This window comes from Pacificitalea manganoxidans (genome assembly GCF_002504165.1).
GTDB lineage: Bacteria > Pseudomonadota > Alphaproteobacteria > Rhodobacterales > Rhodobacteraceae > Pacificitalea > Pacificitalea manganoxidans.
Map to the genome: position 1 here is coordinate 70186 of NZ_CP021407.1, position 22726 is coordinate 92911.

Consider the following 22726-nt stretch of genomic DNA (forward strand, 5'->3'; position numbering starts at 1 on the left):
ATGCCTAAATTGCAGGCAGTTCATGCATCACACCACCCCAATCCCCGCCGTCACGCGGGCCTGAAGGAGCCGTCAGAATGACCTCGATCTGGGAAGGAATTCACCCACGGCTGACCGGATGTGACAGCCTTGCCCGTGCCGTGCCGCACCTGCCGCCGCGCACCCTGCTCCATGCCGGTCCGCCCTATGCCGCGCCGGATGCAGTGCCCGTCCCGGTGCGGAATGCAGCCTGCGCCGCACTGCTGTCCGAAGGCTGGGCCGACACCATCGACGAGGCCGCCGAAATGCTGCGCTCGGGGGCGGTGCATTTGGCCCCGGCGCAGGATTTCGATGTGGTCACCCCGCTGGCCTGCGTCGTGCCCCCCAGCATGCCGGTGCTGCGGGTCGAGGCCTGCGGCCTGATGCGGCTGACCCCGGTCAATGACGGCCCGGCGGATGGCGCGCTTCGGTTCGGCGACAGCCAGACGCAGGCCCAGATTGCCCGCATTAAGGCGCTGCGGGGTTGGCTGCCGCATATTGTGGATCTGGTAGGCGATGGCGTGGATTTGCTGCCGCTGATGAACACCGCAATCCACGCGGGCGACGATCTGCATGGCTCTGTCGCGCAGTTGACCGACGCGCTGGCGGATGCGCTGACCGTCCCTGCCGCCGCGCCCGCGGACCTTCTCGCCTATATCCGCACGCCGCTCTTCGGGCTGAACCCGGTGATGGCCGCGGCCTCGGTTCTCAGCGCCGCGCTCGCCACGCGCCAAGGCGCGCCCGTGGTGGTGGCCGCCGGGGGCAATGGCGTTGATTTCGGGTGGAAAAGCTCTGCCACACCCGACATCTGGGAAGCCCGGCCCGCCCACGCGCCCGTAGGGCCGATGATGAAGCCAGACGCGCCGGTATTGCCCGCCATCGGCGATAGCGCGGTGATCGATGCGCTGGGTCTGGGTGCGGCGATCCTGCGTCACGCCCCTGCGCTGCGCGACGCGCTTGCCCCGTTCCATCCGCCCCAAGCCTTCACCCCGCAGGCCAGCGCCTGTTTCCTCGCCCCGCATCCGGCCCTGCCGGGCGATATCCGGCTTGGCCTGCCGATGACCGCGCTGTCAGACCATCCGGGCATCATGCTGGCCATGCTCGGGGCGGGCGGCGAGGGGCTGATCGGGCGGGGCATCGCCCCGTGGCCCGCGCCCTGAACATCGCCAACCGCCCGATCCCGCGGCCTTCCGCTTAAAGAAACGGCATATGCGGTATCTGCTGCGATAAAATTTAGGATGCATACTGATAATTGGCTGCACTTCCTATGTCCGTCGCTAGTGCTGGGCCAGACCCGCCGCCCCGCGCGCGCAGCCATTTTAGAGGGAGCCCGCCCATGCCCGAAACCTCGCACCACGGCGTCGGCGCGTCACTGCCCCGGCTGGAGGATGACCGCCTGCTGGAAGGGCGCGGGCGGTTCGTCGGGGATATTCGCTTGCCGGGGATGCTCGATGTCGCGTTTCTGCGCAGCCCCGTCGCCCATGCGGACATCACCGGCATCGCCACGCCCGAAGGCGCGGCGCATCAGGTTTTTACCGCCGCCGATCTGACCGGGGTGCAGGGCATCCGCGCCGACAGTGGCCTGCCCGGCTTTCGCAGTTCGATCCAGCCGGTGCTGGCCTCCGACCGCATCCGCCATGTGGGCGAGCCCATCGCTGCCTGCGTCGCCGCCACCCGTGCCCAAGCCGAAGACATCGCCGACAGCATCGCGCTGGACTATGACACCCTGCCCGCCGTGCATGACATGCTGAAGGCCCGCGACGCGGACGCCCCGGTGCTGCATCCCGGCTGGCCTGAAAACGTGTTTCTCGAAAGCGGGGTAGAAACCGGCTTCGACGCCGCAACGGAGGGCGCGACTGTCAGTTTCCGCCGTCAGTATCGCACCGCCCGCCAATGCATGTCCCCGATCGAAGGCCGTGGCGTCGTCGCGTGGTATGACGATCATGCCGACCAGTTGGTGATCCACACCGCCACCCAGATGCCCCATATCGTGCGCAACGGGCTGGCCGAATGTCTGGGGCTCGATCAGGGCCGCATCCGCGTCGTCGCACCCGATGTCGGTGGCGGCTTTGGCTACAAAGGTATCTTGCTGGCCGAAGAGGTCTGCCTCGGTTGGCTGGCCATGCACCTGCGCCGCCCCGTCCGCTGGATCGAGGACCGGCGCGAGCAGCTTGCCGGGAACGCCAACTGCCGGGAACATTGGTATGACATCACCGGCTATGCCTCCGCCGACGGCCGATTGCTGGCGGTGGATTGCGAGGCGGTGGTCGATAGCGGCGCCTATTCCGCCTATCCATTCTCCGCCTGTCTGGAGGCCGCGCAGGTCGGATCGATCCTGCCCGGACCCTACCAGATGGAGGGCTACCGCTGCCGCACATGGTCCGTCGCCACCAACAAGCCCGCGATCCTGCCCTATCGCGGCGTCGCCCGCACTGGGGTCTGTTTCGCAATGGAACTGGTGATGGATGGGCTCGCCGCCGAACTGGGGATGGAGCCTTCGGAATTCCGCCGGCGCAATCTGGTCGCCGCCGATCAGATGCCCTTCACCAATATCACCAACAAGATTTTCGACAGCGGCGATTACCCGGCCTGTCTGGACCGCGCGGTGCAGGCGCTCGATCTACCCGCGCTGCGCGCCCGGCAACAGGCGCAGGCGGCGGACGATCCCCGCCGCATCGGGGTCGGGCTGTCGATCTTCTGCGAGCAGGGCGCGCATGGCACCTCGGTCTATTCCGGCTGGGGCATCCCGATGGTGCCGGGGTTCGAACAGGCCACCGCCCGGCTCACCCCCGATGGCGGGCTGGAACTGCGCGTGGGCGTGCACAGCCACGGCCAGAGCCTTGAGACCACATTGGCGCAGGTCGCGCATGAGGTGCTGGGCATCGCGCCCGACCGGGTGCGGCTGGTGCATGGCGATACCGCGCTGACCCCCTATTCCACCGGCACATGGGGGTCGCGCTGCATGGTGATGGCGGGCGGTGCCGTCGCCACCGCCTGCGAAGAACTCAGCCTCCGCATCCGCGCCATCGCGGGCACGCTGTTGCAGGCCGATCCCGATACGATCCAGCTAACCGGGGCCGAGGCCCGCTGCGCCGCAGGCTCCGTCACCCTGCGCGATGTGGCAGGCATCTGGTATCACCGCCCCCAAGATCTGCCCGCCGGGGTCGATCCCCACGGGCTGGAAAGCACGGCGGGGTATAAGACGGTGCGCGACACCGGCACGTTTTCCTATGCCTGTCACGCGGCAGTCGTGGCGGTCGATACCGGCACCGGCGGGGTCGAGATACTGGATTACCGCATCGTCGAGGATGGCGGCACATTGGTGAACCCGATGGTCGTTGACGGTCAGGTCTGGGGCGGCGCGGCGCAGGGCATCGGCACCGCGCTTTACGAAGAAATGCCCTTTGACGACGCGGCGCAGCCTTTGGCGACCACGCTGGCCGACTACCTGCTGCCCGGCGCGGGCGAGGTGCCCTCGATCCCGATCGACCATATGGTGACCCCCTCCCCGATCAGCCGCTTTGGCCAGAAGGGCATCGGCGAAAGCGGCGCCATCGGCCCGCCCGCCGCCATCGGCAATGCGGTCAACGATGCGCTGCGCCCCCTGCGCGCCGGGGTGACCGACCTGCCGATCACGCCCGACAGGGTGCTGGCCGCGCTTGCCGCCGCCGATCCTGCGGAGCCACAGCCCGCCTTGGCCGAAGAGGTCCGCCCATGAAACCCGCTCCGTTCCAGCTTCTGACCGCGCCCGACCTGCCCGCCGCCTTGCCGCTGCTGAGTGATGCCGCGGCGGAGACAAAGCCCGTCGCCGGTAGCCAATCCCTCGGCCCGATGCTGAACCTGCGGCTGGCCCGGCCCGCGCGGTTGCTCGATGTCAGCCGCCTGCCGGAGCTTCGCCGCGTCGAGGAGGACGCCGATGCCATCACCTATGGCGCCGCGCTCACCCATGCGGAATTCGAGGACGGCACCCTGCCCGATGCAACGCCCGGCTGGCTGCCCGCGATTGCCCGCCGCATCGCCTATCGCGCGGTGCGCAACCGCGGCACCATCGGCGGCAGTCTGGCCCATGCCGATCCCGCCGCCGATTGGGTCAACACGCTGATCGCGCTTGGCGCGTCGGTGCGGCTGGCGGGCGGCACCGCGCCGCGCGACATGGCCCTGAACGATTTCATCACCGGCCCGCTTGCCACCGCGCTGGCCCCGGGGGAGGTCATCACCGCCATCCGCATCCCCCGCCGCACGCCCGCCGCGCGCTGGTCCTATTGGAAATTCTGCCGCAAGCAGGGCGAGTTTGCCAAGGCCAGCGCGGCCATTCTCGCCGATCCCGCGCGCGGGGACTACCGCGTGCTGGCGGGTGCGCTCGACCGCGCGCCGGTCCTGTTGCCCGACGCCCGCGCGCTGATCGACGGGCAGGCTGATGCGTCGCAGGTGGTGACCGCCGCCCTGCCCGACCTGTCGCCCGCGCGCCTGACCCTGCAAATCACCGCGACCCGCCGCGCGCTTGCCAGCCTCACCGAAGGGACGCCCGCATGACCACCGCACCCGCTTCTGCCACCTTCTCCGTCAACGGGCGCGAGGTCACCCATTCCGGGGAACACCGCACCCATCTGGCCGATTTCCTGCGCGAGGATATGGCCCTGACCGGCACCCATATCGGCTGCGAACACGGCGTGTGCGGCGCCTGCACCCTGATGCAGGATGGCCGCCCCGTGCGCAGTTGCATCACCTATGCCGCCGCCTGCGCCGGGCGCGATATCCGCACGATCGAGGATTTCTCCGACGATCCGCTGATGGCCCGGCTGCGCGCGGCGTTCAAACAGCATCACGGCCTGCAATGCGGCTTCTGCACACCGGGGATGCTCGCCACCGGCTATGACATCGTGACCCGCCTGCCCGACGCGGACGAAGCGCGCATTCGCGAAGAACTGTCGGGCAACCTATGCCGGTGCACTGGCTATATGGGCATCGTCGCCGCGATCCGCGCGGTGCTGGCCGACGGCCCCCATGCGATTCCCGCCGCCCCGGTTCGCACGCCCGCAATCGGAGCCGCCGTCGGGGTCGGGGTCCTGAGCGGCGCGGTCGCCCCCGCTCCCGCTGCGCCCGCCCAGTCCGCCGCCGACACGGCCCCGGCACTGCCCGCCAGCCGCCCCGCACCGCTGACCGATGGCACCCGCCTCCACCGCGCGGTCGATCTGGACCTGCCCGCCGATCAGCTCTGGCCGGTGCTGCGCGACATTCACGCCGTGGCCGCCTGCCTGCCCGGCGCCGCCATCGAACAGGTCGATGCCGAAGGCCGGGTCATCGGCAGCTACACCACCCGGATCGGTCCGATGAAGGCCAGCTTCCGCGGCACGGCCTATGTCGATTATGATGACGCCGCCCGGACCGGCACGGTCAGCGGCAGCGGCGGCGATGGCTCCAGCCGGTCACGGGCGCAGGGGCAGATCGGCTTCTCGCTCACCGATCGGGATGCGGCCACGCCCGGCTGTCGGCTGGAGGTCGAGATGCTGTATAAGATCGGCGGTCCGCTGGCCCAGATCGGTCGCCCCGGCATCGTCGCTGCCGTCGTCGACCAGATCCTCGACAGCTTCACCGCCAACCTCGTCGCCCGCGCGCAGGGCCGGAATGCCGCTGCCGAACCCGCCGCCGCGCCGGGCACGCTGGCTTTGCTATTCGGGGTGATCCGGCGTATCGTCCGGCTCCCGAAACGCGGCTGAGGAGGACCGGATTTGGACCATGGCCAGACCACGGGGCTGACCCGCCCCACCCCCGGCGACGCCGCAGCCGACACTGGACCCGACACTGGCGCGCTCGACGACGCCGCGCTTGGCGATTGGTCCCGCACCGATCTGCACGAACGCCCCGGCGTCCTGATCCGCCGGATGCACCAGATCCATATGGCGCTGTTCAGTCACGAATGCGCGGGCGAGGGCATCACCCCGGTGCAATACAGCGTGTTGACCGCGCTGTATCACATGGGCCCTTCCGAACAGATCGCCGTGTCGCGCGCCGTGGGGCTGGACCGCACCAGCACCGCCGATGTGATGCGACGGCTGGAGCAGCGCAAACTGGTGCGCCGCCGGGTCTCGGCCACCGACCGCCGCAGCAAGATCACCAGCCTGACGGATGTCGGCCAGACCCTGCTGACCCGGATCGAGGCCTCCGCCGCGCGCGCCCATGCCCGCACCATCGCCCCGCTCACCCCGCAGGAGCAGGATCAGCTGATGACCCACATGAAGAAGATCATCGCCGCCTATGAGGGGCTGGAGCGCAAATCCGGCTGAGCGCGTCTTGCCCTTCCCCGGCAGCCAAGGCTAGAGCGGAGCCATGCCCCAGTCCGATCACGACATGACAGACCATCCGCCCGCCACAGCTGCCCCCGCTTCTGCGGGCAGCAGCCCGTGGCGCGACGATCCGCTGCGCGCGCGACCCGGCTTTCTGATCCGGCGCTTGCACCAGATACACACCGCGCTGTTCAAGGATGAATGCGGCCGCCACGGCGTGTCGCCCCTGATGTATTCGGTGCTGTCGGCCCTGTCGCAATCGGGCCCCCTGCCCCAGACCGCGCTGGCATTGCAGATTGCGGTCGATAAAACCAACGTCGTCGATCTGCTGGAGCGGATGAAGCGGCGCGGCATGGTGCGGCGGCGAGTCTCGCCCAATGACCGGCGGGTGCGGCTTATCGAATTGACCGCCGAGGGGCGCGCGCTGCTCGATGTGATCGACGCCGCCGCCGAGCGCGCCCATATCCGCACGCTGGAGGATCTAAGCCCCGCCGACCGCGATACGCTGGTCACGCTGATGGCGCAGATCGTGCAGGCCAAGACCGGACAGGACGACCGGCTGGATCTCGATCCCCGCCATGCCGACGGCACAGCCGAGCCCGACGCCTGAACTGCCCCCCGCAATAGAAAAGGGGCCCGGACGCATCGCGCCTCCGGACCCCTGGCTTTACGACCGCCCCGCCCCACCGGGCATCGGGCGCGGGCGTTCAGGCTACAGCCCCATATAGGCTTCCTTGATGCGGGGATCGTCGGCCAGCGCATCGGCGCTGCCCGTCATCGTCACCCGCCCGGTTTCGATCACGAACCCGGTCGAGGCCAGTTCCAGCGCGGTGATGACATCCTGCTCCACCAGCAGGATCGTCAGACCGGTGCGGTTCACCGCCTGTAGCGCCTCGCCCAGCGTATCCACCAGACGCGGCGCCAGTCCGAGCGACAATTCGTCGATCATCAACAGCTTGGGCCGCGACATGATCCCGCGTCCGATAGCGCACATCTGCTGCTCGCCGCCCGACATGGTGGTCGCATCCTGATGCGCGCGTTCCTTCAGGATCGGGAAGGTGTCGAGCACGAATTCCAGATCCTGCTCCACCTCCTGCCGGTCGCGGCGCAGATAGGCGCCCAGCAACAGGTTATCGCGCACCGACATGCCCTTGAACAGGCGGCGGCCTTCGGGGACATGGGCGATGCCCGCGCCCAGAACCGCATCGGCGGTTTCACCGGCCAGTTCCTGACCCTGCAGGCGGATGCTGCCCGCGCGGGGCTGGATCAGCCCCGACACCGTGCGCAGCAACGTCGTCTTGCCCGCGCCGTTGGAGCCGACGATGCAGGTGATTTCGCCGGGCATCACCCGGATCGTCACATCCCACAATACCTGCACATCGCCGTAACCGGCCTGTAGCCCTTCGATCTGCAACAACGGATCAGACATGTGCGCCCTCCATCTGAAAGCGTTCCGCGAATTTCGGACCCAGATAGGCCTCGATGACCTGCCGGTCGCGCACCATTTCCTGCGGCGGGCCTTCGGCGATCAGTTGGCCGTGATGCAGCACCAGAACCCGCTGTGACACCGACAGCACCACCTTCATCAGATGTTCGATGATAAGGATGCTGACGCCACGCGCGGCGATGCGCCGGATCAGGTCCAGCGCGCCGTCGATCTCGGTCGCGTTGAGGCCCGCGTTGACCTCATCGAGCAGCAGAACCTTCGGCTGCATGGCAAGGCTTTTCGCCAGTTCCAGACGCTTCCGGTTGGGCAGGGTCAGCGACGCCGCGGGCGTGTCGGCCACATGGGCCAGCCCCACGAATTCCAGCTCGCGCCGGGCATTGTCATAGGCATCGCCCATCCCGTCATGGCTGCCCGCGAACAAGGCGCTGGCGGCGACGTTTTCCAGCACCGTCATGCGCGGAAACGGCTGCACGATCTGGAAGGTCCGCGCCAGCCCGCGACGCGCGGCCTGAAACGGTTTCTGCCGGGTGACATTTTCGCCTTGGAACAGGACTTTGCCCGCTTCGGGCGTGTGCACCCCGGTGATCAGGTTGACCAGCGTGGTCTTGCCCGCCCCGTTGGGTCCGATCAGCGCGACGATCTCGCCCTCCTTCAGGGTGAACGACACGTCATTGACCGCCTTCACCCCGCCGAAGCTGCGCGACACGCCATCAAGTTCTAGAAGCGCGCTCATCCTGCTTTCCTTTCCGGTTGGACCGCGGCCCGGGCCGGGCGCAGACGGCGCTGCACCCCGGCGATGATCCCGCGATAGTCCAGCTTCAACAGACCGCCCGGCAGGAAGAAGATCAGCAGCACGATGATCGCGCCCATGATCGCCCGGTTCCATTCAAGGAAGTTCGCCCAGAACACCTCTTCCAGCAGGATGAAGGCGACCGCCCCCACCACCGGACCCAGCAGCGTGCCCGCGCCGCCCAACAGCACCATCACCGGCACCTTGATCGTCAAGAGGATCGCGAAACTGTCGGTCGGGTCGATATAGCCGACCCACGACGCATAGACCGCGCCCACCGCCGCCGGAAACACCGCCGACAGGACATAGGCCGCGGTTTTGTAGCGGGTCGCATTGATGCCCACCATATCGGCGGCATCCTCGTTCTGCTCGATGCAGCGCAGCCCGAACCCAAGCCGCGTGCGATCGACGATCACATTGGCGATAAAGGCGCAGACCATGATGAACAGCATCACCTTCAGCACCAGCCCGGACACTTCGGGCGGGCGGCCATCCAGCAGCGGCACGTTCAGACCGTCGCCGCCCCCGGTCAGGCTGCCCCAGGACGACACCACCAGACGCGACACATCGACCAACGCGATGGAGCCGATGGCAAAGTAATGCCCCTTCAGCCGCAGCACGACCGAGCCAATGGCCCAGGAAATGCCGCCCACGACCACCGCCGCCGCCAGCCATGCCGCCGCGGCGGGAACGCCGTTGCGCTGCGCCAAGGCACCGACATAGCAGCCGATCCCGTAGAACGCGGCGGTCGAAAACGACGGATAGCCGGTATAGCCCCCGATGAAATTCCACGACAGCGCCAGCGCGGTGAACATCGCGATCGAAATCGCGATCCGCATTTCGTAATTGCCCAATGCCGTAGGCACGGTGGCAAGGATCAGCACCCAGACCGCCATGATGACCAAGGGCCAGTTTGATTTACGCGGCATCATTCATACCCCTTCACGCCGACCAGCCCGGTCGGTTTCACGATCAGCAGCACCAGCATGATGACAAAGCCCACGGTCATCGCGTTCTGCGGCCCCAGATAGACGCCTGCGAAACTTTCGATGATGCCCAAGGCAAGCCCGCCGACCAGCGCGCCGGACACGCTGCCCAGCCCGCCGATGACGCAGATCACAAATGCCTTGCCCAGAAAGGTGCCGCTCAGATTGGTGGTGATCGGGAACACCATGCTGAACACCGCCCCCGCGGCACCCGCCATCAGCGCGCTGATGCCGAATGTGATGGCGTAGATCCGGTTCACGCGGATGCCCATCAGCGCGGCGGCTTCGCGGTCCATTCGCACCGCGACAATCGCCCGCCCGATGGTCGACGCCCGCAGCACCAGATACAGCAGCCCCGTCAGCAACAGCGCCAGCCCCATGCCCAGAAGCCGGTCCACCGGCATCGACACGTCCATGAAATCGATCCGCCCGAAATCGAGCGACACCCGCCGCGGCGTGGCGGTGAAATAGACCGTCATCAGGTTATACAGGATCATGTCCAACCCGAAGGTCAGCGTCAGCGTGGTCAGCACTGGCGCGGCGACCACCTTGTTGATGAGCGTGTATTGCAGCACATAGCCCAGCCCGAACAGCAGCGCCGCCACGAAGGGCAGCACAAGGATCGGATTGAGCCCGATATAGTACCACGCGAAAAAGGTCAGGTAGCCGCCCAGCACGATGAACGAGCCGTGCAGCATGTTGATGACGTTCAAGACGCCCCAGACCAGAGAGAAGCCGATGGCGATGCAGGCATAAAGCGTGCCCAGCACCATCCCGTTGGCGAGTATCTGTGCGAAACCCATGGTGTTTCCTTTGGCGAGAATGTCGACCGGAGGCATCCGGCCTGCGTATCGTCGAAGATGCGGCGCGGCTTTGACGGGGGCGTTTGGCGGGGTCTTGGCCGGGCGGGCCATGCGGTGCAGGCGGTCGCGCGCCTTGCGCACCACCGCCTGCCCTGTTGCCTGCCTGCCTCGATCCCGTCGCCGGTCCGGGGTGACGCGCCGCACTCCGGTCCGCCGCCCCCGGCCCGTCAAAGGGCGCCGATCACCACGCGCCGGTCATTCGACCAGCGTCATTTCCGCGTCCGAGATCGCCTCGGGATAGAGGATCTTGATCGCGCCGTCCTGCACCTGAATCATCGGCATTTCGCGGCCTTGGTTCATGCCGTTGTCGCCAAATTCGATGGGCCCGTAGAAGGTCTCGAGCGTCGTGGCTTCCAGCGCATCGCGCATCGCCACCGGATCGGTCCCGCCCGCGCGCACCGTCGCATCAGCCACCACTTCCATCGCCGCGGCGCAGGAGCCGTGGACATAGTCGGGATCTTCGCCGCCGCTCACTTCGAGGAAGTCCTGATAGAAGGCATCGGTCGATCCCCACACACCCGGCACATCGGTGTAGCCGGTCGCGTGGTGCCACCATGTCGAACTGGTGACGTTATTGGCCAGATCGCCCAGACCTTCGGTGAATTCCTTATAGGCCGGGCCGGTGACCATCGTGATGATGGGGGCGCTGATCCCCATGTCTTCCATCTGCTTGCGCCCAAGGATCAGGTCCTGGGTGTAGCCGGTCATGTAGATCCAGTCGGGCTCCAGCCCTTTCATCGACGACATCGCGGCGGAATGGTCGATGCTGCCCACGGCGTAAAGCTCGTCATAGACCACGTCGATCCCGGCGGCCTTGGCTGAATCCGAAATGGCGGTCGCCATGGATTTCGGGAACACGTCATCGCGGCCATAGACGGCCAGCGTCTTCAGCTCCGGCATATGCTCTTGGAAATAGGTAACCATCGAGTCGGTCATGCCGGTATTCGGGGCCAGCGTGCCGAACAGATACTTGAACCCTTGGTCATAGACCGAGGTGGAGGAGGCGACACAGGCGACCACGGGGATCTGGTAGCGCTCCGCCACGGCGGCGACGATTTTGGTGTGGCCGGACCCGAACGGCGCCATCAGCACGTCGACCTCGTCGTCGTTGATGAGCTTCTCGGCCAACTGACCCGCGCGTTTGCCGTCGGTCTGGTAGTCGTATTCGATCAGTTCGACCGGCAGCTTGGTCCCGTCTTCGAGGGTCAGACCGCCTGCGGCATTCACCTTGTCGACCCACATCTTCCAGACCAGCGCCTGCTTGTGGCCCTCATCGGCAAGCCCGCCGGTCAGCGCCAGCGGCGTGCCGATCCGCAGCACCCCGTCAGCGGCCTGCGCGGCGGTGCCGACAGCCCCGGCCACGGTCATGGCACCGGCCAGTAGTGCCATAGTGTTCAATGGCTTGTTGAGTTTGTTGCCCATCGTTCAGTCCCTTTTTGCAGTGCCGCCCCGTGCGTCCCGCGAAAGCCGCGGCGTGGGGGTCGGCACGTCCACATCCTGAAAATGGTTATACATACAACTAAATGTTGCCCAAACGTCATCGGCACCCCGCCGCGTCCAAATTGCCCAAAGGTTAAAATTGGTGCGCTGCGGCGCGGCGATGCATTGCAATCCAGCGGGATGTGTCTGCTTGGCCCGGCGGTGCCGCGCGGATTTCGGGCGGCATGGCGGCGCGCCCGGTCCGGCCGGGGCCCGCTGAGGACGCGCTCGGGGGGCCTTAAAACGCACGGGCCATGTGGTTGACCTCCCTTCGCACTCAATACATGACTACGGCAGATTTACACGTCGGGAGGAATGACCATGTTCAGACGTAATTTCATTGCCGCAATCACGGCAATCTCCGCAACGACCGGCATCGCGGCGCTCTCTGCCACGACCGCCCTCGCCGCACCCGAAGACTTCGCCGACATGGAGCCGGTGGAACTGCGCCTTGCGCATGTCGTCAACGAGCAGGACGGCTTCCACATCGCCGCCGAGAAGTTCCGCGATCTGGTGGATGAGCGCACCGGTGGCAAGATCTCGGTCGAGATCTTCCCCAACGCGTCGCTCGGCGATGAGCGCACGCTGCTGGAAGGCATGCAGATCGGCTCCATCGACATGGGCATCATCACCAACGGTCCGGTGTCCAACTTCCTCGAAGAGATGGCCGTGTTCGAACTGCCATTCCTGTTTCCGTCCCGCGAGGCCGCCTATAGCGTGCTCGACGGGGAGATCGGTCAGGAGCTTCTCGACCGCCTGTCCGAGGTCAACCTGAAGGGTCTGGCCTATGCCGAACGTGGTTTCCGCAACCTGACCAACAGCCAGCGCGCGGTGTCCAGCCCCGCCGACATGGAAGGCATGCGCATCCGCGTCATGGAAAACCCGGTCTATATCGACACGTTCCGCGCGCTTGGCGCCAATGCCGTGCCGATGGCGTGGACCGAAGCGCTGACCGCCATGCAGCAGGACACGATCGACGGGCAGGAAAACCCGGTCAACGTGGTGGATTCGTTCAAGCTGGACGAAACCCAAGACTACATGACCATGACGCGGCACACCTATGCGCCCGCGCTGTTCGTGATGGGCCTGCCGATCTGGAGCCAGCTGGACGAAGCCGCACAGGACGTGCTGGTCGAAGCCGCGCGCGAGGCCTCCGCCTATGAACGCGACATGAACGCCCAGATGGAAGAAAAGCAGCTCGACGCCCTGCGCGAGCGCGGCATGGAGATCAACACCGATCCCGATCTCGCCGCCTTCCAAGCCAAGGTGCAGCCGGTCTACGACCAGTATGGCGAACAGTTCGGCGATTACCTCGACCGCATCCGGTCCGAGCTGAACTAAGATGGAGCGCCTTGCCGGCACCATTGAAACCGCGATCCGGGCGCTTTTGCGCCCGGTCGTCTTTCTGGCGGTCGCCGCGCTGGTGGTGGTCATCACCGCGCAGATCGTATTCCGCACCGCCTTCACCGCCCTTGGCTGGACCGAAGAGGTCGCGCGCTACCTGCTGGTGTGGCTGACCTTCCTCGGCGCCGTGCTGGCGCTGGCCGAAAGCCGCCATATCGCCGTCACCGTGCTGACCGACCGGCTGTCGCCTAAAAACGCCCGCCGTGTCGCCCGGATCAGCCAACTGGCCGCCTGCGCCTTTTTCGTTGCGCTGGCCATCGTCGCATGGCGCTACATGCAATTGCAGAGCTTCCAGAAATCCGCGTCGCTGCGGGTGCCGATGCTCTATATCTATTCCGTGATCCCCGCCTGCTCCACCATCATGGCGCTGCTGAGCCTGCTGCGTGCGATCACCGGGCGCGACATTCACGGCCCCGCCGCGCCGGATGTCCCCCTGCCCACGCCCGACACGCCCGCCCCCGATACCCTCCCAGTGACCGAGGACCGCCCGTGAGCCTGATACTGTTCGGCATCTTCCTTGTGCTCATGCTGGCCGGCGCCCCCATCGCCGTGGCCATCGGCGCAGGCACGCTCACCGCGATCTGGGGCAGCGGCACGCCGCTTCTGGTCGTGCCGCAACAGATGTTCGCGGGCATCGACAGCTTCGCGCTGGTCGCGGTGCCGATGTTCATCCTTGCGGGCGATATCATGGCCGCGGGCAAGATCAGCGAAAAGCTCGTGGCGCTGGCCGATGCCATGGTCGGGATGCTGCGCGGCGGGTTGTCGGTGGTGTCGATCCTTGCGGCGATGTTTTTTGCCGCGATCTCCGGCTCTGGCGCGGCGACCACCGCCGCCGTCAGCGCGACGCTCGTGCCATCGCTGCGGCAGAAAGGCTACGAGCCTGCCTCCGCCGCCAGCCTGATCGCCGCGGGCGGCACCATCGGCGTGGTCATTCCGCCTTCGGTTCCGATGATCCTTTACGCCGTGATCGCGCAGGAATCCGTGGCAAAGCTCTTTATTTCCGGCATTCTGCCCGGCCTCGCCATGGGCGGCGGTTTGGTCGCAATCGCGCTTTACCAAGGCTACGCCCGCTCCTATCCCAAAGGCGCGCCGCTGTCTCTGCGCACCATTGGCCGCAGCTTCGTCTCCGCGTTCTGGGGCCTGATGACGCCGGTGCTGATCTTGGGCGGGATCTTCTCGGGGCTGTTCACGCCCAGCGAGGCGGCGGTGATCGCGGTCGATTATGCGATCTTCGTGTCGCTGTTCATCTATCGCGACCTGTCCCTGCGCGATATCTACCGGCTGGCCATCCGCGCCGGGATGACGACGGCGATCATCATGTTCGTCATCGCCACCTCCGCCGCACTTAGCTGGGCGCTGTCGAACTGGAAAGTGCCCGCCGCCATCGCCGATGCCGTGCTGTCGCTATCGTCCGAGACATGGATCGTGCTGGCGCTGGTGCTGGTCATCATCCTGTTGACCGGCGTGTTCCTCGAGACGGCCTCCGCGCTTATCATCCTGACGCCGATCCTGCTGCCGTTGGTGACGCAACTGGGCGTCGATCCGGTGCATTTCGGCATCGTGATGGTGGTGGGCCTGTCGATTGGGATGGTGACGCCGCCAGTGGCGATCAACCTCTATGTCGCGTCCTCGGTCACGGGCATCGGGCTGGAGCGGATCGCCCGCGCGGTGATCCCCTATCTGATCACCCTGATCGTGGTGCTGATCGGCGTGACTTACCTGCCGCTATTGATGTGACCCGCAGGCCCCCGGAGCGCGCCGCTGAGCGCCACTCCGGGGGCGGCACGGACGGGATGCGCGCGCCGCGCATCAACGCCGTGAGCGGGGCGCACGGCGAATGCAATCAAAAATTGCATAATCTAAGCAGATGCCCGCAAAGGTTGCGCGGAGCACTTGGGTTGTGGAACGCGGGGGGGGGGTTTCGCATGCGAAACCCCCTGCCCTATCACCCGTTCTCAACAATCCGCTTCAGATCCATGATGAATGCCTGAACGATCAGCGGGCTTGTGCCTTTGGGCAGGCGGATCATCGGACCCTGCTCATCCTCATCGGCCCAGACATTAACCGCGTCATCGATCCGAACCACCACAGGCGCGGGCTTCTCGGCCTTGGGGCGGCCACCACGGCGGGGGTCCGTCGGCCCGGCCTCGATCTCCTTCAGCACATTCTCCAGCGCTTCCCATTCGGCCTCCGCATCCGTGCGCTCAGCGGCGGCCAGAACATCGCGCAAGGCCCCTGCCCCGCCGCTGCGTAGCGCCTGCGCGATCCGCAATCCGCGCCGCTCGTTCAGCGCCTTGGGGAATGCGATCAGATCGCCCAGCTCCTCGAAGATCAGGGCAAAGCCGCGGACCTTCGAGCGTTTCGCCTTGGACGCGCTTGCGAACAGGCGCTCGATCGCATCCTCGGTGTCGGCAAAGCCATCGGTCTGCGCAGCCAGAACCGCTACGCGCCCGCGCTCGAAATGGCTGAGCCCGGAGCGGATTTCGTTTTCCTCAACCATCGCGACAAAGGCCTCGCCCATCGTCGCGGGCGCAGTCAGCACCGCACGGATCGTGGCGAACCGGGCCTCCCCCGTCATCGCCAGCAAGGCCCGCACTGCAAGCAGACGGCGATAACCCGAAATTAATCCGTAGCGTTGATCCCCCTTTGGCGTGGGCAGCGCGTAAACCTCGATCGGCAGGCGCAGGCCGTGTTCGGAAATCGAATGGCGCAGTTCGGCCATTTCCTCATCATCCAGCGCGATGCGGTCGCGCATCATGTCGTCTGCGTCGATCTCGGCCAGCGGCAGGTCGAGCATCACCAGACCCTTGTCCCGCGCCGCGCGCAGCGCTTCGGCGTCGGAGCGGTCCCGGGCCTGCGCCTCCCGCGCCTCGGAGGTTTGCACATGGCCCGCGCGGGCACTGTCAGCGGCAACCTGCGCGATGGGCGCAAGCGCGCCGCGGTCGCGGGTTTCGCTGCGATACTCGGCCTCGATGCGGCTCAGGTCATCGGTGCTCGGGGCTTCCAGACGTTTGCGTTTAGCCATTGGTGCGGTCCTCCGTCGGGGTATCCTGCGTGGTCTGTGTCGGGTCCGTGGCCTCGGCCTCGGCATTCGCCATCTGCTGATCGCGCCACCATGTGCCCAGCAGAACCTCCTTCACCTCGGCCCATGTCCGATCAAAGGTCTCCCGCCCCCGGACATAGGTGTCGCGGTTATACTCGCGGTAATCGGCCTCGTAGATGCCGTTCACCTGCTCGCCCGCCTGCCCGACCATGGCGGTGAATTCCTGCCGGTAGGTGGTCATGAAATCGCCGAAATAGGCTTGGATCACATTGGCGAGGTCGGTCTGCTGGTTCGCATCGAAACGGGTCACCAGCGCGCGCACCGCATCCCATTCAAACCGCATCTCCGGCAGGCCATCGCGGCGGCGCGCGGCGTTTTCGCCGTCCTCGATACTGGCGAAGGTGGAATAGAGCATGTCGAAGAAGCGGCCCGTGGAGTCGAACTCCAGAAACGACGCGCCCAGAGGCACCAGCAGGATATCCGCCGCGGCCAGCGCATTGATGGTCAGATAGCCAAGCGCGGGCGGCGTATCCAGCAGAACGATGTCATATTCGTTGAGCAGGTTCTCATCCTCCAGGCAGGAGGTGAGCGCATCCCAGAGCGGCCAGCTGCGCAGCTGCATCCGCCAGACCGGCACTTGAAATTCGGCCCAGTAGAGATTGAGCTGCGCGCCGATCAGATCGATATTCGGCCAGTGGGTCGGCTGGATGATGTCGCGCGCCGAAACCTGCCGCGCCTCGGACAGCGTCTCGTCAAAGGGCAGGGGGCTTAGCCCCTCGGCCTCGCGCACCCGGTTTTCGGCCTCGACATGCTGGGCGTAATCCTTGGCCAGCAGCGGGAAGGCGGTCTGCCATTCGTCCGACACCTGCCCGCCCATGATGGAGGTCATCGACCCCTGACTGTCGAGATCGATCACCAACACGCGGTAGCCGTCGAGCGCGGCGGACATCGCCAGATGCGCGGCGGTCGAGGTTTTGCCCACGCCGCCTTTGAAGTTCGCGACGGCGATGACCTTGGCGGGCAGGCCTTCGGGCCGCCAGGGGCGGTATTCGCGGGACGCCACGCCCTCGGCTGCGAAGTGGTCGCGCAGGCGCAGGACGTCTTCGAGGGTGAACCACTTCGAATTGCCCTCGCCGGTGCCCTGCGGCAGATCGGGATGCGCCTTCAGCACCCGGCGGAAATGGGCGGGGGCGACGGGGATCAGGTAGCGGCAGACCTCCCATGTCGAAAACCGGCGCAGACGTTTGCGCCCGTCGGGGGCATAGCCGCGCCGGGCCAGATCATCGCGCCCCTTTGCAGCGAATGCGGCGGCTTTCGCAAAGCGGGCGGTGTCGATAGGCTGGGACAGACCCGCCGCGGCCTTGGCCGGATCAATGTTGAAATACGGGGGTTGGTCAGTTTTGCTCGATGATGTCATGTCGCCTCGATGATGTTCGCGTCTCTCGCGGATTTTTGCGAAACTATCGCACATGGACGGGCGTTAGTGAATCAGGTTTCGCATGCGAAACCCTAAAACGGCTCTAATCAACCGATCTGATAGAAAATCATCGTCAGAAAGATTGTAGATTCTTTAGGATATTTAGAGTCTTTGCCCTCAGAAAACGCCGTCGATTCAAAGCACTATGCGCCGATAGGTCTCCGGATACAGGATGAAGGGCACCCCGCTGCGGGATCGTGGGTGCCCGGATACGGGGGCAGGGGTGCCGATTCGCAGGGTTTCGCGCACCCGAGTCCGGGTTCGGCTTGATTAGAGCCTGTTTTGACTCTCCATGACCTGTTTACGGCCTGTGCAGGCCGGATGATGCGACCGGGCGATCCCGTATCCGGGTTCCTGAACATCGGGCATTTCGCCAGAGGCACCCGTTTGCGGGGGCGGGGATTACGGATGAAAGGCACCCATCGGGGACTTGTCACAAGGTTCCTGCGCGGTCATCATACCGCCACCCGAGTCACCCGTGAGAGGCGACCGGCACGAGGCAAGATGGTGAGGACGTGGCGATGCCGCGAGCGGGCGAGGCAGCGATGCAGGACATTCCGACCGAGAAGCTGAGCGGAGCGCTGCGCCGTGGCTCAGTCAAAAAGAACGTGGCCGCGATCCATGTATCGGGGAAGCTGACGCTGCTTCAGCGCAAATTGTCGAACGTGCTGCTGCTGAACGCCTATGACACGTTGAGCACCAAGCCCAAGCATGAGATCGACGCCCGCACCCTATGCCTGATGATCGGCTACAATTCGAACGACATGGAGACGCTGAAACAGTCCCTGCGCGGCTTGGCCGAGACGGTCGCCGAATGGGACATGCTCGATGACAAGGGCCGGCAGGAATGGGGGGTTTCGTCGCTGTTGAGCTACGCCAAGCTAAAGGGCGGGATCTGCGAATATGCGTATTCCCCGGCGCTAGCGGAGAAGCTGCACGACCCGAAGGTCTTTGCGCTGATCAACCTGAACATCCAGCGGCGGTTCACCAGCGGACATGCGCTGGCGCTCTACGAGAACTGCTATCGTTTCGTGCGGACGGGCAGCACCGGGTGGTGGCCGCTTGATCTGTTCCGACGGCTGATGGGGGTTGATGGGTCGGCCTATTACGAAACGTTCAAGCATCTCAACGCCAAGGTCATCAAACCGGCGGTGGCAGAGGTGAACAAGACCTCGAACATCCTTGTCACGCCCGAGACGCGCAAGCGGGGCCGGGTGGTGAGCGAGATCCGGTTCCTGATCAAGGAGAACCCGCAACTGGCGATCCTCGACATCGACGACGGCGAAGGGCTGCGCAATGGGGCGGTCTACCGGCGGCTGCGGGATCTGGGCGTCAGCGACCGGCTGGCCAAGCAATGGCTGTCGCAGCATGGTGAAGAACAGGTCGCGGCCAAGATGGATTTCGTGGCGGGGCAGGGGGGGGTGAAAAGCCCGGTGGGCTATCTGACGGCGGCGCTGCGCGAGGGGTTCGGCGGGCCGGAGGACACCCCCGCGCCACCGCCGCTGAGCGGTCGCGCGGCGGATCTGGCGCGGGTGATGCGCCTTGTCGAGGCCCGGACCCCGACCCAGCGCGATGCCGACAAGCGGCTGTTTCTGCGGCAACTGACCGATCCGAACCACCGCGCGGATTTCGAACGGCATGGCTGGATGTCGGCGCTGAACACGCGCGCGATCAAGGCATTTTGGGAAGATCTGAACCCCGAAGCCTTTGCCGAGGCGGAGTGAGCGGGCAGGGCGCGTGCAATCTGCGCGCCCTGCCGCGACCGATCAGAGCGGGCGTTTGAACCAGCGCGACAGCACGCCGATGATGCCTTCGCGGAAGAGCAGCACGCCCAGCACAAAGATCACGCCCTGCGTCACCGTCACCCATGCGCCGAAACTGGCCAGATAGTTCTGCATCGTGACGATCATCGCCCCGCCGAGCAGCGGCCCGAAAATCGTGCCCATCCCGCCGAGCAGGGTCATCAGCACGACCTCGCCCGACATGGACCAATGCACATCGGTGAGGGAGGCCAACTGAAATACCTGACTTTTCGTGGCGCCTGCCAGCCCGGCAAAGGTGGCCGACAGCACGAAGACGATCAGTTTGTAGCGGCTGACATTGTAGCCCAGCGAAATGGCGCGCGGCTCATTTTCGCGGATCGCCTTCAGCACCTGCCCAAAGGGCGAATGCACGATGCGGTAGAGAAACAGAATGCCGCCAAAGGTGATGGCGAGCACAAAGAAGTAGAGCGCGATGTTGTTTTCCAGCGAGATCAGCCCGAACAGCTTCCCGCGCGGCACGGATTGGATGCCGTCTTCGCCGCCGGTGAAGGGCAGTTGCAGCGCAAGGAAATAGACCATCTGCGCAAAGGCGAGCGTGACCATCGCGAAATAGATGCCCTGACGCCGGATCGATAGCGACCCGATCACCAGACCGAGGAACGCGGCGGCGGCGGTTCCGGCGAGGATCGACAGTTCAGGTGTGAGGCCCCAGACCTTGGCCGCGTGGGCAGCGACATAGCTGGCCCCGCCGAAATAGGCGGCATGGCCAAAGGAGAGCAGCCCCCCGAAGCCGAGCAACAGATTGAACGCGGCGGCAAAGAGCGCAAAGCACATCACCTTCATCGCGAAGATCGGATAGACCGCGAAGGGCAGCGCCACGAGGAACAGCAGCAGCACCGCAAAGATGATCTTATGCAGGCGCGGCATGCCGCCTTCGGTCGTGTGGCTGCGCGAGGGCCGGGGCGCGGTCGCGCGCGCATCGGTTTCGGTCGCGGGGGCGTGGGTTTCGGTGGTCATCACGCGGCCTTTCCGAACAGCCCTTCGGGCTTGATGAGCAGGACGATCGCCATGATGACAAAGATCACCACAGCCGATCCCTCGGGGTAGAAGACACGGGTCAGGCCCTCGACGATGCCAAGCATGTAGCCGGTCACGATTGCCCCCATGATGGAGCCCATGCCCCCGATCACGACGACCGCAAAGACCACGATGATGAGGTCCGCGCCCATATTGGGATTGACCGAATAGATCGGCGCGGCCAGCACGCCCGCGAACCCGGCCAGCGCCACGCCGAACCCGTAGGTCAGGGTGATGAGCAGCGGCACGTTGATCCCGAATGCGCCGACAAGGGCGGGGTTTTCGGTGGCGGCACGCAGATAGGCGCCAAGGCGGGTTTTCTCGATCATGAACCATGTGCCGAAACACACCACGACAGAGGCCACGACGACCCATGCGCGGTAGTTCGGCAGGAACATGAAGCCAAGGTTCTGCCCACCCGACAGCGCGGCGGGGATCTGATAGGGCAGGCCGGAGATGCCGTAGTAATTGCGGAACAGGCCCTGAATGATCAGCGCCAAGCCAAAGGTCAGCAGCAACCCATAAAGGTGATCGAGCCGATAGAGCCGCGCCAGCATGGTGCGTTCCAGCAAGATGCCGAACCCGCCGACGATCAGGGGCGCAAGGACAAGCGCGGGCCAGTAGCCGATGCCCAGATAGGTCAGCAGCATCCACGCGACGAAAGCCCCCGCCATATAGAGCGCGCCATGGGCGAAATTGATGATGTTGAGCAGGCCGAAGATCACCGCCAGCCCCAGCGACAGGATCGCATAGAAGGCGCCGTTGATGAGCCCCAGCAGAAGCTGTCCCATCAGGACCTGCGGGGGAATGCCCAGAAGCTCGAACATTGGTGCTGCCTCACTGAAGAAGATGCCGCCGCCCGGCAGGATTGCGGGCGGCGGCGGGTTTCAAATCACTGCTTGGAGAAATCGCATTCTTCCAGCATCGGCAGGAATGCTTCTTCGCCGTCGATCTGGGCGATCTGCTTATAGAGATCCCACTCGCCGGTGGATTCGTCGGGCGTTTTGACCTGGAACAGATACATGTCGTGGATCACGCGGCCATCGGCCCGGACATAGCCTTCGCCAAAGAGCGGGTCGTCGAACTTCGTCTCTTTCATCTTGGCGGCGACCGCCTCGCCTTCGGTGGAGCCAAGCTCCGCCACGGCTTGCAGGTAATGCATCGTGCCGGAATAGACGCCGGCATGCACCATGGTCGGTTTCGCACCGTGCTGTTCTTCGAACCGGGCGGACCATTCGCGGGTCTCGTCGGTCTGATCCCAATAGAACGCTTCGGTCAGGGACAGGCCCTGCGCGGTCTGCGCGCCAAGGGCGTTCACATCGGTGATGAAGAACAACAGCGCAGCAAGCTGCTGCCCGGCCTGCGTGATGCCAAATTCGGCGGCCTGCTTGATGGCGTTGACGGTGTCGCCGCCCGCATTGGCCAGACCGATCACATCCGCGCCGCTGCCCTGTGCCTGCAACAGGAAGGACGAGAAATCAGAGGCGGGGAAGGGCACGTCGATGGTGCCGACGACTTCACCGCCGTTTTCTTCGACCACGGCGGCGGTGTTTTCCTCAAGCGAGTGACCAAACGCGTAATCGGCAGTGAGGAAGAACCATTTCTTGCCGCCGGCATTGGTCATTTCCTTGCCGGTGCCCGCCGCCAGCGCGGCGGTGTCGTAGGTCCAGTGGATCGTCGTCGGGCGGCACTGCTCGCGGGTGAGCGAGGTGGAGCCCGCGCCGCTGTCGATCAGCACGCCACCCTTTTCGGCGGTGATGTCAGCCACGGCCAGCGCGACGGAGGAGGTGGGCACGTCGAGAATGGCGTTCACGCCTTCCTCATCATACCACTGCCGCGCGATGTTGGAGCCGATGTCGGGCTTGTTCTGGTGGTCCGCCGAGATGATTTCGACGTTAAGGCCCTTCTCCGCGGCACCGAAATCTTCGACCGCCATGCGCGCCGCGACCACCGAACCTTCGCCGGAAAGGTCGGCATACACGCCAGAGCGGTCATTGAGCACGCCGAGCTTGACGTCGATGTCCTGGGCGAAGGCGCCCCCCGCGCTCAGCGCGCCGAGCGCCGTGCCGATAGCAAGCTTCCTGATCATTGTGGT

General features: G+C 65.5%; 20 protein-coding genes. 10 read left to right on the forward strand and 10 right to left on the reverse strand.

Translation table 11 applies throughout. The annotated features are described in order from the left end of the window. Nucleotides 1–77 precede the first annotated feature (77 nt). The 6 genes from CBW24_RS17305 (at nucleotide 78) to CBW24_RS17330 (ending at nucleotide 6912) form a co-directional block, all read left to right on the forward strand. Nucleotides 78–1178, forward strand: coding sequence for an oxamate carbamoyltransferase subunit AllG family protein (locus CBW24_RS17305; protein ID WP_097374529.1), 1101 nt, complete (start codon nucleotides 78–80; stop codon nucleotides 1176–1178). 176 nt (nucleotides 1179–1354) lie between these two features. After that, on the forward strand, nucleotides 1355–3736 hold the full coding sequence (locus CBW24_RS17310; RefSeq protein WP_097374530.1) for a xanthine dehydrogenase family protein molybdopterin-binding subunit: 2382 nt from the start codon (nucleotides 1355–1357) through the stop codon (nucleotides 3734–3736). Further along, the gene (locus tag CBW24_RS17315; protein ID WP_097374531.1) at nucleotides 3733–4551 is read left to right on the forward strand and encodes an FAD binding domain-containing protein; all 819 of its coding nucleotides are present in this window, start codon (nucleotides 3733–3735) and stop codon (nucleotides 4549–4551) included. The genes CBW24_RS17310 and CBW24_RS17315 overlap by 4 nt, the downstream gene beginning before the upstream one ends. Continuing rightward, nucleotides 4548–5735, forward strand: a complete 1188-nt coding sequence (locus CBW24_RS17320) for a 2Fe-2S iron-sulfur cluster-binding protein (RefSeq protein ID WP_097374532.1) — start codon at nucleotides 4548–4550, stop codon at nucleotides 5733–5735. Before CBW24_RS17315 ends, CBW24_RS17320 begins: the two co-directional genes overlap by 4 nt. Nucleotides 5736–5747: 12 nt before the next feature. Then, nucleotides 5748–6302 carry a MarR family winged helix-turn-helix transcriptional regulator gene (locus CBW24_RS17325; protein ID WP_232530361.1) on the forward strand — a complete coding sequence of 185 codons (555 nt, stop codon included), beginning with the start codon at nucleotides 5748–5750 and terminating at the stop codon, nucleotides 6300–6302. Between the two features lie 43 nt (nucleotides 6303–6345). Continuing rightward, a complete protein-coding gene (locus CBW24_RS17330; protein WP_232530362.1) occupies nucleotides 6346–6912 on the forward strand; it encodes a MarR family winged helix-turn-helix transcriptional regulator in 567 nt (188 codons plus the stop codon). Nucleotides 6913–7014: 102 nt separating this feature from the next. Here the strand turns inward: CBW24_RS17330 and CBW24_RS17335 are convergent, their stop codons facing one another. The 5 genes from CBW24_RS17335 to CBW24_RS17355 form a co-directional block, all read right to left on the reverse strand. Further along, nucleotides 7015–7731 (reverse strand): ABC transporter ATP-binding protein, encoded by a 717-nt coding sequence (locus CBW24_RS17335; protein WP_097374533.1) that lies wholly within the window; start codon nucleotides 7729–7731, stop codon nucleotides 7015–7017. Next, on the reverse strand, nucleotides 7724–8482 hold the full coding sequence (locus CBW24_RS17340) for an ABC transporter ATP-binding protein (protein ID WP_097374534.1): 759 nt from the start codon (nucleotides 8480–8482) through the stop codon (nucleotides 7724–7726). Before CBW24_RS17340 ends, CBW24_RS17335 begins: the two co-directional genes overlap by 8 nt. Next, entirely contained in the window at nucleotides 8479–9471 is a 993-nt protein-coding gene (locus CBW24_RS17345; RefSeq protein ID WP_232530363.1) for a branched-chain amino acid ABC transporter permease, read from the reverse strand. Before CBW24_RS17345 ends, CBW24_RS17340 begins: the two co-directional genes overlap by 4 nt. Then, complete coding sequence (locus CBW24_RS17350; RefSeq protein WP_088664497.1) at nucleotides 9468–10328, reverse strand: branched-chain amino acid ABC transporter permease; 861 nt, start codon at nucleotides 10326–10328, stop codon at nucleotides 9468–9470. Before CBW24_RS17350 ends, CBW24_RS17345 begins: the two co-directional genes overlap by 4 nt. Nucleotides 10329–10583: 255 nt before the next feature. Next, complete coding sequence (locus CBW24_RS17355) at nucleotides 10584–11810, reverse strand: amino acid ABC transporter substrate-binding protein (protein ID WP_088664498.1); 1227 nt, start codon at nucleotides 11808–11810, stop codon at nucleotides 10584–10586. Nucleotides 11811–12182: 372 nt separating this feature from the next. On the opposite strand from CBW24_RS17355, the gene CBW24_RS17360 reads away from it, so the two are divergent. Genes CBW24_RS17360 through CBW24_RS17370 form a run of 3 tightly spaced genes read left to right on the forward strand, consistent with a single transcriptional unit; the run spans nucleotide 12183 to nucleotide 15008 of the window. Continuing rightward, nucleotides 12183–13208 carry a TRAP transporter substrate-binding protein gene (locus CBW24_RS17360; protein ID WP_408636706.1) on the forward strand — a complete coding sequence of 342 codons (1026 nt, stop codon included), beginning with the start codon at nucleotides 12183–12185 and terminating at the stop codon, nucleotides 13206–13208. 1 nt (nucleotide 13209) lies between these two features. Beyond that, on the forward strand, nucleotides 13210–13764 hold the full coding sequence (locus tag CBW24_RS17365; protein ID WP_097374536.1) for a TRAP transporter small permease: 555 nt from the start codon (nucleotides 13210–13212) through the stop codon (nucleotides 13762–13764). Further along, nucleotides 13761–15008 carry a TRAP transporter large permease gene (locus tag CBW24_RS17370; RefSeq protein ID WP_088664500.1) on the forward strand — a complete coding sequence of 416 codons (1248 nt, stop codon included), beginning with the start codon at nucleotides 13761–13763 and terminating at the stop codon, nucleotides 15006–15008. The genes CBW24_RS17365 and CBW24_RS17370 overlap by 4 nt, the downstream gene beginning before the upstream one ends. Before the next feature lie 208 nt (nucleotides 15009–15216). Here CBW24_RS17370 and CBW24_RS17375 read toward each other — a convergent pair whose 3' ends face one another. Then, on the reverse strand, nucleotides 15217–16296 hold the full coding sequence (locus tag CBW24_RS17375) for a ParB/RepB/Spo0J family partition protein (protein ID WP_097374537.1): 1080 nt from the start codon (nucleotides 16294–16296) through the stop codon (nucleotides 15217–15219). Then, complete coding sequence (locus tag CBW24_RS17380; RefSeq protein WP_097374538.1) at nucleotides 16289–17731, reverse strand: AAA family ATPase; 1443 nt, start codon at nucleotides 17729–17731, stop codon at nucleotides 16289–16291. Before CBW24_RS17380 ends, CBW24_RS17375 begins: the two co-directional genes overlap by 8 nt. Before the next feature lie 581 nt (nucleotides 17732–18312). On the opposite strand from CBW24_RS17380, the gene CBW24_RS17385 reads away from it, so the two are divergent. Continuing rightward, nucleotides 18313–19515 (forward strand): replication initiation protein, encoded by a 1203-nt coding sequence (locus CBW24_RS17385; protein ID WP_088664503.1) that lies wholly within the window; start codon nucleotides 18313–18315, stop codon nucleotides 19513–19515. A 42-nt stretch (nucleotides 19516–19557) separates the two neighbouring features. Here CBW24_RS17385 and CBW24_RS17390 read toward each other — a convergent pair whose 3' ends face one another. The 3 genes from CBW24_RS17390 to CBW24_RS17400 form a co-directional block, all read right to left on the reverse strand. Next, nucleotides 19558–20571, reverse strand: a complete 1014-nt coding sequence (locus tag CBW24_RS17390) for a branched-chain amino acid ABC transporter permease (protein ID WP_198405293.1) — start codon at nucleotides 20569–20571, stop codon at nucleotides 19558–19560. Continuing rightward, the gene (locus CBW24_RS17395; RefSeq protein ID WP_088664504.1) at nucleotides 20571–21458 is read right to left on the reverse strand and encodes a branched-chain amino acid ABC transporter permease; all 888 of its coding nucleotides are present in this window, start codon (nucleotides 21456–21458) and stop codon (nucleotides 20571–20573) included. Before CBW24_RS17395 ends, CBW24_RS17390 begins: the two co-directional genes overlap by 1 nt. A gap of 65 nt (nucleotides 21459–21523) precedes the next feature. Beyond that, on the reverse strand, nucleotides 21524–22720 hold the full coding sequence (locus CBW24_RS17400; RefSeq protein WP_088664505.1) for an ABC transporter substrate-binding protein: 1197 nt from the start codon (nucleotides 22718–22720) through the stop codon (nucleotides 21524–21526). Nucleotides 22721–22726 lie beyond the last annotated feature (6 nt).

Bases quoted from the DNA above. Each gene is read 5' to 3' on its own strand.
- CBW24_RS17305 (WP_097374529.1), top strand. From the start codon at position 78: ATGACCTCGATCTGGGAAGGAATTCACCCACGGCTGACCGGATGTGAC.
- CBW24_RS17310 (WP_097374530.1), top strand. From the start codon at position 1,355: ATGCCCGAAACCTCGCACCACGGCGTCGGCGCGTCACTGCCCCGGCTG.
- CBW24_RS17315 (WP_097374531.1), top strand. From the start codon at position 3,733: ATGAAACCCGCTCCGTTCCAGCTTCTGACCGCGCCCGACCTGCCCGCC.
- CBW24_RS17320 (WP_097374532.1), top strand. From the start codon at position 4,548: ATGACCACCGCACCCGCTTCTGCCACCTTCTCCGTCAACGGGCGCGAG.
- CBW24_RS17330 (WP_232530362.1), top strand. From the start codon at position 6,346: ATGCCCCAGTCCGATCACGACATGACAGACCATCCGCCCGCCACAGCT.
- CBW24_RS17335 (WP_097374533.1), bottom strand. From the start codon at position 7,731: ATGTCTGATCCGTTGTTGCAGATCGAAGGGCTACAGGCCGGTTACGGC.
- CBW24_RS17340 (WP_097374534.1), bottom strand. From the start codon at position 8,482: ATGAGCGCGCTTCTAGAACTTGATGGCGTGTCGCGCAGCTTCGGCGGG.
- CBW24_RS17345 (WP_232530363.1), bottom strand. From the start codon at position 9,471: ATGATGCCGCGTAAATCAAACTGGCCCTTGGTCATCATGGCGGTCTGG.
- CBW24_RS17350 (WP_088664497.1), bottom strand. From the start codon at position 10,328: ATGGGTTTCGCACAGATACTCGCCAACGGGATGGTGCTGGGCACGCTT.
- CBW24_RS17355 (WP_088664498.1), bottom strand. From the start codon at position 11,810: ATGGGCAACAAACTCAACAAGCCATTGAACACTATGGCACTACTGGCC.
- CBW24_RS17360 (WP_408636706.1), top strand. From the start codon at position 12,183: ATGACCATGTTCAGACGTAATTTCATTGCCGCAATCACGGCAATCTCC.
- CBW24_RS17365 (WP_097374536.1), top strand. From the start codon at position 13,210: ATGGAGCGCCTTGCCGGCACCATTGAAACCGCGATCCGGGCGCTTTTG.
- CBW24_RS17375 (WP_097374537.1), bottom strand. From the start codon at position 16,296: ATGGCTAAACGCAAACGTCTGGAAGCCCCGAGCACCGATGACCTGAGC.
- CBW24_RS17380 (WP_097374538.1), bottom strand. From the start codon at position 17,731: ATGACATCATCGAGCAAAACTGACCAACCCCCGTATTTCAACATTGAT.
- CBW24_RS17385 (WP_088664503.1), top strand. From the start codon at position 18,313: ATGCCGCGAGCGGGCGAGGCAGCGATGCAGGACATTCCGACCGAGAAG.
- CBW24_RS17390 (WP_198405293.1), bottom strand. From the start codon at position 20,571: ATGACCACCGAAACCCACGCCCCCGCGACCGAAACCGATGCGCGCGCG.
- CBW24_RS17395 (WP_088664504.1), bottom strand. From the start codon at position 21,458: ATGTTCGAGCTTCTGGGCATTCCCCCGCAGGTCCTGATGGGACAGCTT.
- CBW24_RS17400 (WP_088664505.1), bottom strand. From the start codon at position 22,720: ATGATCAGGAAGCTTGCTATCGGCACGGCGCTCGGCGCGCTGAGCGCG.